9 protein-coding genes are annotated in these 12,885 nt (G+C 65.4%); 5 read left to right on the top strand and 4 right to left on the bottom strand.

Annotated features, from left to right (window positions below; all coding sequences use genetic code 11):
- The first annotated feature begins 2 nt into the window (after positions 1 to 2).
- Both purH and B133_RS0113930 read left to right on the top strand, forming a co-directional pair.
- Entirely contained in the window at positions 3 to 1,574 is a 1,572-nt protein-coding gene (gene purH / locus B133_RS0113935) for a bifunctional phosphoribosylaminoimidazolecarboxamide formyltransferase/IMP cyclohydrolase (protein ID WP_018601886.1), read from the top strand.
- Positions 1,575 to 1,585: 11 nt separating this feature from the next.
- Positions 1,586 to 2,236, top strand: coding sequence for an LpqN/LpqT family lipoprotein (locus B133_RS0113930; RefSeq protein ID WP_026256416.1), 651 nt, complete (start codon positions 1,586 to 1,588; stop codon positions 2,234 to 2,236).
- An 8-nt stretch (positions 2,237 to 2,244) separates the two neighbouring features.
- On the opposite strand, the gene B133_RS0113925 is transcribed toward B133_RS0113930, so the two are convergent.
- Positions 2,245 to 4,047 (bottom strand): LpqN/LpqT family lipoprotein, encoded by a 1,803-nt coding sequence (locus B133_RS0113925; protein ID WP_018601884.1) that lies wholly within the window; start codon positions 4,045 to 4,047, stop codon positions 2,245 to 2,247.
- A 110-nt stretch (positions 4,048 to 4,157) separates the two neighbouring features.
- On the opposite strand from B133_RS0113925, the gene B133_RS0113920 reads away from it, so the two are divergent.
- The 3 genes from B133_RS0113920 (at position 4,158) to treS (ending at position 9,939) form a co-directional block, all read left to right on the top strand.
- Positions 4,158 to 5,570 carry a sigma 54-interacting transcriptional regulator gene (locus B133_RS0113920; protein ID WP_198291003.1) on the top strand — a complete coding sequence of 471 codons (1,413 nt, stop codon included), beginning with the start codon at positions 4,158 to 4,160 and terminating at the stop codon, positions 5,568 to 5,570.
- Positions 5,563 to 7,575 carry a VWA domain-containing protein gene (locus B133_RS0113915; RefSeq protein WP_018601882.1) on the top strand — a complete coding sequence of 671 codons (2,013 nt, stop codon included), beginning with the start codon at positions 5,563 to 5,565 and terminating at the stop codon, positions 7,573 to 7,575. Before B133_RS0113920 ends, B133_RS0113915 begins: the two co-directional genes overlap by 8 nt.
- Positions 7,576 to 7,668: 93 nt before the next feature.
- Positions 7,669 to 9,939 (top strand): maltose alpha-D-glucosyltransferase, encoded by a 2,271-nt coding sequence (gene treS / locus B133_RS0113910; RefSeq protein ID WP_018601881.1) that lies wholly within the window; start codon positions 7,669 to 7,671, stop codon positions 9,937 to 9,939.
- Here the strand turns inward: treS and B133_RS0113905 are convergent.
- The 3 genes from B133_RS0113905 to B133_RS0113895 all read right to left on the bottom strand — a co-directional run bounded on the left by B133_RS0113905 (position 9,911) and on the right by B133_RS0113895 (position 12,794).
- Positions 9,911 to 11,248, bottom strand: coding sequence for an alpha/beta hydrolase-fold protein (locus B133_RS0113905; protein ID WP_018601880.1), 1,338 nt, complete (start codon positions 11,246 to 11,248; stop codon positions 9,911 to 9,913). The genes treS and B133_RS0113905 overlap by 29 nt on opposite strands.
- Before the next feature lie 176 nt (positions 11,249 to 11,424).
- Positions 11,425 to 11,733 (bottom strand): SDR family NAD(P)-dependent oxidoreductase, encoded by a 309-nt coding sequence (locus B133_RS0113900; protein ID WP_018601879.1) that lies wholly within the window; start codon positions 11,731 to 11,733, stop codon positions 11,425 to 11,427.
- Between the two features lie 476 nt (positions 11,734 to 12,209).
- Positions 12,210 to 12,794: a DUF1707 domain-containing protein gene (locus B133_RS0113895; protein ID WP_018601877.1), complete on the bottom strand. Its 585-nt coding sequence runs from the start codon at positions 12,792 to 12,794 to the stop codon at positions 12,210 to 12,212.
- Between the last annotated feature and the right edge of the window lie 91 nt (positions 12,795 to 12,885).

Genomic DNA, 12,885 nt, shown 5'->3' with positions numbered 1-12,885 from the left:
CGATGAGCGACAAGCGACCGATTCGGCGCGCATTGGTCAGCGTCTACGACAAGACCGGCCTCGCCGACCTGGCTCGCGGTCTGCACGAGGCCGGCGTGACTATCGTCTCCACCGGTTCGACGGCGAAAACCATTGCCTCGACCGGTGTTCCGGTGACCCCGGTCGAAGAGGTGACGGGCTTCCCCGAGGTGCTCGACGGCCGGGTGAAGACTCTGCACCCGCGCGTGCACGCCGGACTGCTGGCCGATACCCGTAAGCCGGAACATCTTGCCGCTCTGCGGGAGTTGAACGTCGAGGCGTTCGAGTTGGTGGTGGTCAACCTCTACCCGTTCACCGAGACCGTCGAATCCGGTGCATCGGTCGACGAATGCGTCGAACAGATCGACATCGGCGGCCCGTCGATGGTGCGGGCGGCAGCCAAGAACCATCCGAGTGTGGCGGTGGTGGTAGACCCGCTGGGTTACGACGGCGTGCTGGCCGCGGTACGCGGTGGAGGCTTCACCCTGGACGAGCGAAAGAAGTTGGCGTCGTTGGCGTTCCGGCACACTGCCGAATACGACGTCGCGGTGGCCGGCTGGATGGCGTCGACGCTGGCACCCGCGGAAGATTCTGGGCCCGCGTCCGTCTTGCCCCAGTGGTTCGCCGGCACCTGGCACCGCAGCGCGGTCCTGCGGTACGGCGAGAACCCGCATCAGCAAGCCGCCGTGTACCGCGACGATTCCGTGTGGCCGGGCCTGGCGCAGGCCGAGCAGCTGCACGGTAAAGAGATGTCTTACAACAACTACACCGATGCCGACGCAGCATGGCGGGCCGCGTTCGACCACGAAGAGATCTGCGTGGCGATCATCAAGCACGCCAACCCGTGTGGCATCGCGATCTCGTCGGTTTCGGTCGCTGACGCGCATCGCAAGGCACACGAGTGCGATCCGTTGAGCGCGTTCGGCGGCGTCATCGCCTCGAACACCGAGGTCAGTGTGGAGATGGCGGAGGCAGTCGCGGACATCTTCACCGAGGTGATCATCGCGCCGGCCTACGAGCCCGGTGCGGTGGAAGTGCTTGCGCGCAAGAAGAATGTCCGCATCCTGGTTGCCTCGGAGCCGCTGGCCGGAGGCATCGAGATGCGCCAGATCAGCGGCGGCGTGTTGTTACAGCAACGCGACGCGCTCGATGCTGAAGGCGACGACCCGAACAACTGGACGCTGGCCACCGGTCAGCCTGCCGACGAACAGACTCTGACCGATCTGACTTTCGCCTGGCGGACCTGTCGGGCAGTCAAATCCAATGCCATCGTGGTCGCCAAGGACGGCGCCACCGTCGGTGTCGGAATGGGCCAGGTCAACCGGGTCGACGCGGCGCGTCTGGCGGTACAGCGCGCGGGGGACCGCGTGGTAGGCGCCGTCGCGGCCTCTGATGCGTTCTTCCCGTTCCCCGACGGGCTCGAGACTTTGGCGCAGGCGGGGGTCAAGGCCATCGTGCACCCCGGTGGATCGATGCGCGACGATGCGGTCACCGATGCGGCCGCCAAAGCGGGGATCAGCCTGTACCTCACGGGCGCACGGCATTTCGCCCACTAACATTGGCGACCATGGCGACTGCGTCGAGGAAAGCCGTTGTGTTGGCGGCTGCGGCGCTGGTGTTGACGTCGTGCGCGCATCTGATCGACGGCCACCCGGTGGCCTCACAGGATCTGTTGGCAGCGGCGAAAACCGGAGAGCTGAAATGCAACCCGGTCGATGCGCCGCTGGTCACAGTGCCGCGGGTGGACGCCGACGAGCCCACCATCAAGATTCCGCAGCCCCCGGGCTGGGATCGTATCGAGGGCCGCGACAACGACCTGCTGCGGTACACGATGATCAACAAGAACCTGCAGAATGGCAACTTCAGCCCGACGATCGTGATTGCGTTGGAAAGTGTGGCCGACGCGATGACGCCGGACGAGGTGTTCGCCGCGCAGCGTAAGTCGATCTCCACCCTTGGCGTGCCCGAAAGTGCCATGGAGGTCGACAACATCAAGATCTGCGGTCTGCCGGCGCAGACCGTGAATTACCAATTGCCGCAGATGGGTGTGCTGCAACCGCATCCGGCGACCGCGCTGTTCGTGGCCTATCGCAGCGAGCTGCGAACGTACTGCGCGGGGTTGACGGTGCAGACGACGGCACCTGACAACCTCATTTACAAGCGGGATTCCGAGATGATGGTGTCAGGCTTTCAGGTGCTGCCGGTGACGCATCCCTAGGGCGCGCCTCAGGGCATCACGACGGTGGCCTGCGCGTCGATGACCTTGTTGATGTCGGTCAGCGAGTTCATGTCGCGGTACAAGGAGTCGGCGTTGATCTGCAGCACGAACGCGCCGCCTCGTATGGGTATCGTCACTGTCTTCTGCGTGATGGCCCGGCGCCGGCCGTCTTTGACATAGGACCCGCCCAGGGACACCGACGGGAATCCGTTGAGGTTCCCGCGGGTGACGCTACCGACCGGCTCGTACTCGGCGAGATTCTGCAGTTCGTTGGGCGCGAATTCGAGCAGCTTGTCGGTGTCGACGTTACCGACGAGCTTCGAGATCAACGAGATTGCCGACGGCGGATCCGTCGGGGTCACACTGTCGTTGACGATTGCCGAATAGGCCCATGCCGGAGTGCGGGTTGCGGCGTCGGCCCACGGCGGCGGGGTGGGCATGGTGAACACCGGTGCGCCGGCGTCTCCGCGGTGGATGGATGTTTCGGCGATCTTGTTGTCGCGGATGTAGTCGGCGATGGTGTATGAGTGGCCGGGCGGTTGCAACGGTGTGGACGCTGTCGTCAGGCTCGTGGAGGACGCCGCCGAGGTGGTGTTCGGACCCGGGGTCGGTTGGTCGCCGCCGGACATCACAGCCAGGGTGACACCGCCGACGATCAGCACGACTGCGGCGATTGCGCCCGCGATCAGCAGCACCTTGCGCTTGCTGCGCGGCTTCTTCGGCGGCCCGATGTAAGGCAGTGGCGGCGGACCGAAGGTGGTCGACCGTGGCGGCATCGAGTTTGTCGGAGGTTTGCGGTGCGGCTCGGCAACCGCCCAGGGGGGCTCTGATGGTGGCGTCGGCCACGGAGACTGCGGATTCGACGGGGACATCGGCCGCGGCGTCATGGGCATCGGCGACGCGTGCGGTGCAGCCACGGGCCCTACCGGAGGTGGGGGTGCGAGTGCCGGCATCTTGAGCGTCGCGGTGGTGCTCGCGGCGGCCTCGGCCAGCGCGTTGGCGAAGTCGTGGCAGCTGTCGTAGCGGTCCTTGGGATCTTTGGCCAACCCTTTGGCCATCACCGGATCGAACACGGCCAGTTCAGGTTTGGTCGCCGCGAGTTTGGGAACCGGTGAGCTCAGGTGGTGGCTGATGACTACTGCCGGGTTGCTGTGCGCATATGGCGGTGCCCCGGTGAACAACCGGTAGGCGGTGGCGGCCAGCGAGTATTGGTCGGCCCGGCCGTCCAGCATCTGGCCCAGCAGCTGTTCGGGCGCGGTGTAAGACATCGAGCCGACCGTGATGTTGGTGGACGTCAGCCCGTTGACCTCGTCGGCCCGGCGCGCGATACCGAAGTCGGTCAACATGATGCGGCGCTTGGTGCCTTGTTTGCCGGTGATGAGGATGTTGGCCGGCTTGACGTCGCGGTGCAGCAGCTTGCGCTGGTGCGCGTAGTCCAGCGCGTCGCCCACCGCGGCTATGATCTCGACCACATCGTCGGCCGGCATTCCGGACGGGTAGACATCGTGGAGCAACCGGGCGGCGTCGTGGCCGTCGACGTAGTCCATCGAGATCCACAACCGGCCCTCGAACTCACCCCGGTCGTGCACACCGACGATGTGCGGATGCCACAGCGTGGCCGCCATGTCGGCTTCGCGGATAAACCTCTGACGAAACTCGTTATCTGCGCTAACGGTCTGAGGAAGCACCTTGAGGGCGTCCTCGCGCGGCAGCCGGGGATGGGCAGCCAGGTACACCTCGCCCATGCCGCCGGTGCCCACCAACCTGACGATGGTGAACCCCGCAAAGACCTGACCGCTAGCCAACGGCATGCGCGCAGACTACCGGTCCAGCGGCAGTCGCCACGACTCTGTAGCTCTACGACGACCGTAAGTCAGGAAGTAGCCATGCCGAGCCGCGGGTGCAGTCGTAGCGTGGAGTCGTGAGCCAACCCAGAACCGATGGTCGCCGGCAGCCCGGCTCCGGCGATCTCCCTCGCACGGTCGGTGAGCTGCGCGCGTCCGGGCATCGTGAGCGGGGCGTGAAGGCCGAAATCCGGGAGAATCTGCTGGCCGCCCTCGCGGACCGGCGGGACGTGTGGCCCGGAATCCTGGGCTTCGACGACACCGTGATTCCGCAACTGGAACGGGCGCTGATCGCCGGACATGACGTGGTGCTGCTCGGCGAGCGCGGCCAGGGCAAAACCCGGCTGCTGCGGGCGCTGACCGGACTGCTCGACGAGTGGACGCCGGTGATCGCCGGCGCCGAGTTGGGCGAGCACCCGTACAGCCCGATCACCCCGGAATCGATCCGCCGCGCTGCCGATTCCGGCGAGGACCTGCCGATCGAATGGCGGCACCGCAGCGAGCGCTATACCGAGAAGCTTGCCACCCCCGATACCAGCGTCGCTGACCTGGTCGGTGACATCGATCCCATCAAGGTCGCCGAGGGCCGGAGTCTCGGCGATCCGGAAACGATCGCCTACGGCCTGATTCCCCGCGCGCATCGCGGCATCGTGGCCGTAAACGAGTTGCCCGACCTGGCCGAGCGGATCCAGGTGTCGATGCTCAATGTCATGGAGGAACGCGACATTCAGGTGCGTGGCTACACCTTGCGGCTGCCGTTGGACGTACTCGTCGTCGCCAGTGCCAACCCGGAGGACTACACCAATCGCGGTCGCATCATCACCCCGCTCAAGGACCGGTTCGGCGCCGAGATCCGCACGCACTATCCGCTGGAAATCGAATCCGAGGTCGGCGTGATCCGCCAGGAGGCACACCTGGCGGCCGAGGTGCCGGGGTACCTGTTGAGCGTACTGGCCCGGTTCGCCCGCAATCTGCGTGAATCGAGTTCGATCGACCAACGCTCCGGGGTGTCGGCGCGGTTCGCGATCGCGGCGGCCGAGACGGTCGCGGCGTCGGCTCGGCACCGCGCGGCGATCCTGGGCGAGGACGACCCGGTGGCGCGCGTTGTGGACCTCGCCACGGTGATCGACGTGTTACGCGGCAAGCTGGAGTTCGAGACCGGCGAGGAGGGTCGCGAGCAGGCGGTGTTGGAGCATCTGCTCCGGCGGGCCACCGCTGATACGGCGCAACGGCTGCTCGGCGGCATCGACGTCGGCTCGGTGGTGGCTGCGGTCGAGGAAGGTTCCCCGGTGACCACCGGCGAGCGGGTCTCGGCCAAGGACGTGTTGGCGGCGCTGCCCGCCCTGCCTGCCCTGGATGCGGTGGCCGCCCGCCTGGGTGCCCGGTCAATAGGGCAACGGGCCGCAGCGGTCGAGTTGACGTTGGAAGCGCTGTACCTGGCCAAGCGCATCGACAAGGTGAGTGGGGAGGGGGAGACCGTCTATGGGTAGTGGCCACGCTGCCGGCGGGCACGGGCACACCTCGAGGTACTCCCGGTACACCGGCGGGCCGGATCCGCTGGCACCGCCGATCGATCTGCGCGACGCGCTTGAGCAGATCGGTCAGAACGTGATGGAGGGTAGCTCGCCGCGCCGCGCGTTCTCGGAGCTGCTGCGCCGCGGCACGCGCAATATGCGCGGCACCGACCGGCTGGCCGCCGAGGCGAACCGGCGGCGACGGGAACTGCTGCAGCGCAACAACCTCGACGGCACACTGCAGGACATCAAGAAGCTCCTCGATGAGGCTGTGCTCGCCGAGCGTAAGGAACTCGCTCGCGCTCTGGACGACGACGCGCGGTTCGGTGAACTGCAGCTCGATTCTCTGTCGCCATCACCGGCCAAGGCTGTGCAAGAGCTCTCGGAGTACTCATGGCGCTCACCCGAGGCGCGCGAAAAGTATGAGCAGATCAAGGATCTGCTCGGTCGTGAGATGCTCGATCAGCGCTTCGCCGGCATGAAAGAGGCGTTGGAGAACGCCACCGACGAGGATCGTCAGCGCGTCAACGACATGCTCGACGATCTGAATGACTTGCTGGACAAGCACGCTCGCGGCGAGGACACCGAGCAGGACTTTCAAGATTTCATGGGCAAGCACGGCGAATTCTTCCCGGAGAACCCGTCCAACGTCGACGAGCTGCTCGACTCGCTGGCGCGGCGGGCGGCCGCCGCTCAGCGTTTCCGCAGCAGCCTCTCGCCGCAGCAGCGTGCCGAGCTGGATGCCCTTGCCGAGCAGGCTTTCGGATCGCCGTCGCTGATGAACGCGCTGAACCGGCTCGACGCGCATCTGCAGGCAGCCCGCCCCGGCGAGGATTGGACAGGCGCGCAGCGGTTCTCCGGCGACAACCCCATGGGCATGGGGGAGGGCGCGCAAGCGCTGGCCGACATCGCCGAGCTGGAGCAGTTGGCCGACGCGTTGTCGCAGAGCTATTCCGGGGCCACGATGGAGGACGTCGACCTCGACGCGCTGGCCCGGCAGCTCGGCGACCAGGCCGCCGTCGATGCCCGCACCCTGGCCGAGCTGGAACGGGCACTGGTCAATCAGGGCTTCCTGGATCGCGGATCCGACGGGCAGTGGCGGCTCTCGCCCAAGGCCATGCGTCAGCTCGGTCAGGCAGCTTTGCGGGATGTGGCACAGCAACTTTCGGGACGGCACGGAGAACGTGACACGCGCCGCGCCGGTGCGGCCGGTGAGCTGACCGGGGCCACCCGGCCGTGGCAGTTCGGCGATACCGAACCGTGGAACGTCACCAGGACTGTGACCAACGCCGTGCTGCGCCAAGCCGGCAGGCGCGAGGACGGCCCAGCGGTGCCGATTCAAGTCGCGGTTCAGGACGTCGAGATCTCCGAGACCGAGACGCGCACCCAAGCATGCGTGGCGCTGCTGGTGGACACCTCGTTCTCGATGGTGATGGAGAATCGCTGGCTGCCGATGAAGCGCACCGCGCTGGCGTTGAATCATCTGATCAGCACCCGGTTCCGATCGGATGCCCTGCAGATCATCGCGTTCGGCCGCTATGCCCGCACCCTGAGTGCCGCCGAATTGACTGCGCTGGAAGGGGTTTACGAGCAGGGCACCAACCTGCATCACGCGCTGGCCCTGGCATCGCGGCACCTGCGTCGTCACCCCAATGCGCAGCCTGTGGTGCTTGTGGTCACCGACGGTGAGCCGACCGCGCATCTCGAAGGATTCGGAGACGGCGCTGATTCGGTTTCACAGCCGGAGGTGTTCTTCGACTATCCACCGCATCCCCGCACCATTGCCCACACCGTGCGGGGTTTCGACGAGGTCGCGCGGCTGGGCGCCCAAGTGACGATCTTCCGGCTCGGCAGTGATCCCGGGTTGGCCCGGTTCATCGACCAGGTGGCCCGACGCGTCGCAGGTCGCGTGGTTGTGCCGGATCTCGACGGCCTCGGCGCCGCGGTCGTCGGCGACTATCTGCGATCCCGCCGGCACTAGCCGGTTCATGCCCGCTCAGCGGCATTTTCGTCGAATTCGCGGCGGGATGCCTAGGCTGGAGCCACGACGCGTCCAAGTCTGGAGAGGGGATGCATGTCTCAGGTTGCCGAGCCGGAACCCGACGATCAGACCAACGAGCCGACTGAAATCACCTTCGACGAACACCTGCACCCAGCCCGGCCTAGGGCGTTGCGGTTTCGTCCGAGGGTCAAGGCGCCGTTCATCCGTCGTTCGGTGGCCCAGGACGGGCCGGCCACGGGTGACAACCCGGCGTATGTGTCGTGGCTGCTGAGCCAGTCGATGCTGGCCGACGCCAACGAGATCAGCCAACAGTTCTCCGGCCAGGGTTCGATGTGGCAGAACCCGTACGCCACACCCAGCCCGCGGGGCGCCGTCGACACCGCGGCGGTGTGGTTCACCGCCTATCCGCTTTCGCTGATCACCCGGCCGGGGCAGTCGTTTCTCAAGGCCATGGCTGATGAGGACATGTGGAAGGCGTTCGCCGAGATCGGTGTCGACGCCATCCACACGGGTCCGGTCAAACGGGCGGGTGGCATAGCGGGCTGGCAGCTGACGCCGAGCGTCGACGGGCACTTCGACCGCATCAGCACTCAGATCGACCCGGCCTTCGGCACCGAGGACGAGTTCCGGCAGATGTGCGGAACCGCCAACTGGTACGGCGGCACCATCATCGACGACATCGTGCCCGGCCACACCGGCAAGGGTGCGGACTTCCGGCTGGCCGAGATGAAGTACGCCGACTATCCCGGTATCTATCACATGGTCGAGGTCGACCCACTGGACTGGGACCACCTGCCCGACGTGCCGCACGGGCGCGACTCGGTCAACATCGACACCGTGACCGAGGACTGGCTCGATAAGGCCGGGTACATCATCGGGCGGCTGCAGCGAGTGATCTTCTACGCCGAGGGTGTCAAGGAAACCAATTGGAGTGTCACGCGACCGGTGGTGGGCATCGACGGCGTCGAGCGGCGCTGGGTGTATCTGCACTACTTCAAGGATGGGCAACCGTCGATCAACTGGCTGGACCCGTCGTTCGCCGGCATGCGGCTGGTGATCGGCGATGCGTTGCATTCCCTGACCGATCTGGGTACCGGTGGGCTTCGGTTGGATGCGAATGGATTTCTCGGCGCGGAGAAGACCGCGGCCGAGGACAGTACGGCCTGGTCGGAGGGGCACCCACTCTCGGAGGCGGCCAACCATCTGATCGCGAGCATGGTCCGCAAGGTCGGCGGGTTCACCTTTCAGGAACTGAACCTGACCATCGATGACATCCGCGAGATCGGGCAGGCCGGCGCAGACCTGTCGTACGACTTCATCAACCGCCCGGCCTACCAGCATGCGCTGGCGACGGGCGACACCGAGTTCCTGCGGCTGACCCTGCGGACCACCCTCGAACTCGGGGTCGAGCCGGCCTCTCTGGTGCATGCGTTGCAGAACCACGACGAGCTGACCTATGAGCTCGTGCACTGGTCGACCGGCCACCGCGACGACATCTACACCTTCCGGGGTGAGGAGGTCACCGGCGAAGCCCTCGGCGACATCATCCGTGGCGACCTCACCGAGAAGCTGACCGGTGAAAACGCGCCATACAACTTGGTTTTCACCACCAACGGTATCGCGTGTACCACGGCGACCGTCATCGCCGCCGCGCTGGGCATCACGGATCTGGACGAGATCGACGACACTGGGGGCGAGCGAAGCGACGGGGTATCTGTAGACCAGATCCGGCGCGCGCACCTGCTGCTGGCGATGTTCAACGCGCTGCAGCCGGGCGTGTTCGCGCTGTCCGGCTGGGATATGTGCGGGATGCTGACGCTTCCGGCGGCCGACGTGGAAGCACTTCTGCACAGCGGGGATACGCGCTGGATTCACCGGGCCGCGCATGACCTGATGGGCCACAACCCGACGGCGACCCGATCGATCGCCGGAATACCCAGGGGGAGAAGCCTTTACGGGTCAATCCCGGAGCAGCTGGTCGACGAGACCAGCTTTCTGCGACAGCTCCAGGCCATCCTCCGGGTCCGCAAGCACTACGAGATCGCCACCAGCCGCCAGGTCGACATTCCCGAGGTGTCCCATCGCGGCATGCTGGTGCTCGTCCACGAGTTGGCCAACGGTGACCACCAACTCACGGTGCTCAACTTCGCCAACGAGGACATCGCGGGCACCGTGCGCTCGGAGGCGCTGCCGCCCGGGGCGTCGGTGTCGGACATGTTCACCGGCAAGACGTTGGCCACCGTCGACGATCTGCACAGTTTCGCCATCGAAATGCCTGCCCACCACGGCATGTCGCTGTTGGTGGACGGATTGCTTATGCGGCGGGGCGAAGTCGGGCAATGATGCCGTCGAGGTCGATGGCGAACATCTCGGGCCGGAAGACGTGGCCGCCGGGCACCTCATGCCAATCCTGAGGTATGCCTGCGGCATCGAGCAGTCCGCGGAACTCCCGTTGGCCGGCGAGCACTTCGGTCTCGTTCGCGCTGTCGAACCAGTTGATCGGATCTGGACTGGTGCCAGCGACGAGGAAGATCCGCTTGTTGCGGTAGCTTTCGATGCGCTCGACCGGGTTATCGGCGCTGACCCTGGCCTGGTCCCACAGCGGTGCGCCGTAGACCGTTCCGCCGGCCAGGTCCAGAACCGCCGACGTGATGTTGGCCCAGTGCACGACGAGCCCGAAATCGCGCCGCAGGCTCGCTGGGCCTGAATGGGCGCTCACCGACGCGAAGTGGCCGTAGTACTTGGCGGCGTACTTCAGGGCACCGAAGCCGCCCATCGAGAATCCACCGACCGCTCGGCCGTCGTACTCGGCGTACGTGCGGAAGTTCGCCTCGATCCAGGGCAGCAACTGGGCGATGTGGAAGGTCTCCCAGTTCCGCGGGCCGACGAACGAGCTGACCGGATTGGAGTACCAGCCCGCGTGCCCGCCGTCGGGCATCACGACGATGATCGGCTTTCCCGCGGTCCAGTCGCGGATACCCATGAAGTCGAACGAACGGAAGTCGTCGTTGCCACCGTGGAACATGTAGAGCACCGGATAGGTGCGCCCGCTGGTGCGGTAGTCGTCGGGCAGTAGCACGTTTACGCCGGGGTTCCAGCCGATCGCGTCGGTCTGGAAGCGGTAGTACCACAGCCGCGGGTCGTTTTCGTTTCGATCGACTATCCGAAGACCGAAGCCGTCACTGCGGCCGGTAAAGATGATCAGGACCTGCCCGGGGCTCAACGCGTTGGGGTTCGCGATGTTGTTGACAGCGGCGATCGGGGAGTAGAAGGCGGCGTTGCCGTAGAAGCGCAACGCCAAGGCCGACAGCGTATCCCCGGGTGCGACCCGGTATTTCGTGATATCGGGGATGATCAGCCGCTGGCCCGCGCCGATGGTGTCGGCATCGGTGACGCCGCTGGCAATACCGATCAAATGGTGCAGGTCCGCATCCCCGTAGAAGCGCGCAGCCAAGGCCGGCAGGGTGTCTCCCGCGACGGCGGTGTATCTGGTGAAGTCGGGAAAGACCAGCTGTTGTCCCACATTGAGGACATTGGGGTTGCTGATCCCGCTGGCGGCGGCGACCAGGCGATACAGCTCGGCTTCGCCGTAGAAGCGCAACGCCAATGCCCACAGCGTTTCTCCGGCAACCACCGTGTGTGTCCTGACCATTGGTCTCACTCCCCTCACGTCGAACCAGCAGCTACTTCGATTGTGCGCCGGTTTCCGGGGAATGGAATTGGTATCTGGCATCGGCGCTGTGACGAAAGTGTCGTGGATCCTCTCGCTGACCAGCGTCCGGGTCACCGACATGCATTTCTGGCCGGCGTTGAACACACCCCGGGCGGTCAGGACGCCAGCGCCAGCCGGCCTGCCTCGCCGTCGGTGCCGACAATTCGGTCGACGGCGTGGCCGAACCGGTGCTCGATGCGGTCCATGAGATGGCCGAACTGGGCTGCATCCGACGTATCGGCGGTGATCGCCATGATCTGAGATGCACTGTAGCCATGCATGATTCGGGTTAGAGGCGCTGGGTGGCGGGCCGTGACGGCGACCCGACAACCGGCCTGTAGCAGGCGGCGGGCGGTGTCGCGGCCGGTGTCCGTGTCCGCGTCGAGGACCAGGACGACTTCGCTGTTGCGGGGCTCTGTCGACATCGTTTCTCCTTCGCGTTCGGATGTTTTCAGCCAACCGCTGTCACCTTGGCGGCCGATGAGAAGCCGATGTGATGTGCACCTGAATTTGTGGGGAGAATGATCGGCCCGTTGTTAGACGTGCGGCACCCGGGGAATCGGGCCGAGTGCCGCACGCCCGGCCCTCGGGGGAAGGGCCTTCCACCGGAATGAACGCGGTGGATGGCGCGATATGCGCCGGACACAACGTCTTGTCCGACAACGGATTCCAAGCGGATGGCGAGCCGTGAAAAATCCAGCCTACGAGTACTCGCTGAGTGGCTGGTGGGCGTTGGCTGGAAAATCGATGTGGTGTCGTAGGGGCCGGTTTGCGAGCGGCTATCAGAAAAGTTTGTGCTGGATGTGGCCGATATGCCGGCGGGTGGTCGCCACCACCTGCAATCGCCGATCAGCAGGTGCCACAAAAAGAGCGGCCCATTGGACCGCCCGTTTGTGTGTCGCTATTCTTCGATCTGGTTGCGTCGCTTCTTGCGTTTGATCCCGACGCTGCCCCACAGTGAGAAGCCGCGAATGTGTACCCGTGGCGCGCCGGGGGCGCCCTCGCCCTTGACCGAATGGTCGAAGCTTCCCATAACAGCGTGCCCACCGACATCCACATTCACTTCCGGTGGCACCAGAATGGTTTGTCCACCGCAAATCGAATAGGACCGGATTTCGACATCGGGCGCGGTGAAATCGGCGTAGCGCATATCGACCACACCGCCACCGAAAAGCGTGAATGTGGTGAGTCTCTTCGGCACATTCCAGCGGCCGCGGCGTTCGAATCCGCTCATGATGGCCAGCAGTAGAGTCGACGGTGCGGGATGGCAGGCACCATAGGGACACGGAATAACGCCGAGCAGATCATTGCTCAACCGGGCCAGATCGTCGTACGTCTGCGCGGAGTAAGCCTTGGTTAACCGGTCCTCGTACTCCGTCATGGGCAGCCGGCCTGTGGCAGCCGCATCAGTGAGCAGCTGCGCCACCTGAATCCGATCGGTGTCGGCAGCTCGCGTCGAGCGGTTCTGCGGCGCTGAAGTGCTCATCAGGCACGAGCCTACGACGAACGTCGGTACATGCAAGACGGTTGATCAAACTGTGCCGTCGGTCTCAAAAGCGAACCGGGAGTCTGTCAAT

The sequence above is a fragment of the Mycobacterium sp. 155 genome, from assembly GCF_000373905.1.
In the GTDB taxonomy this organism is placed as follows: domain Bacteria; phylum Actinomycetota; class Actinomycetes; order Mycobacteriales; family Mycobacteriaceae; genus Mycobacterium.
Note: the sequence above shows the minus strand (reverse complement) of the source record. Positions and strands in the feature narration are given on the sequence as shown.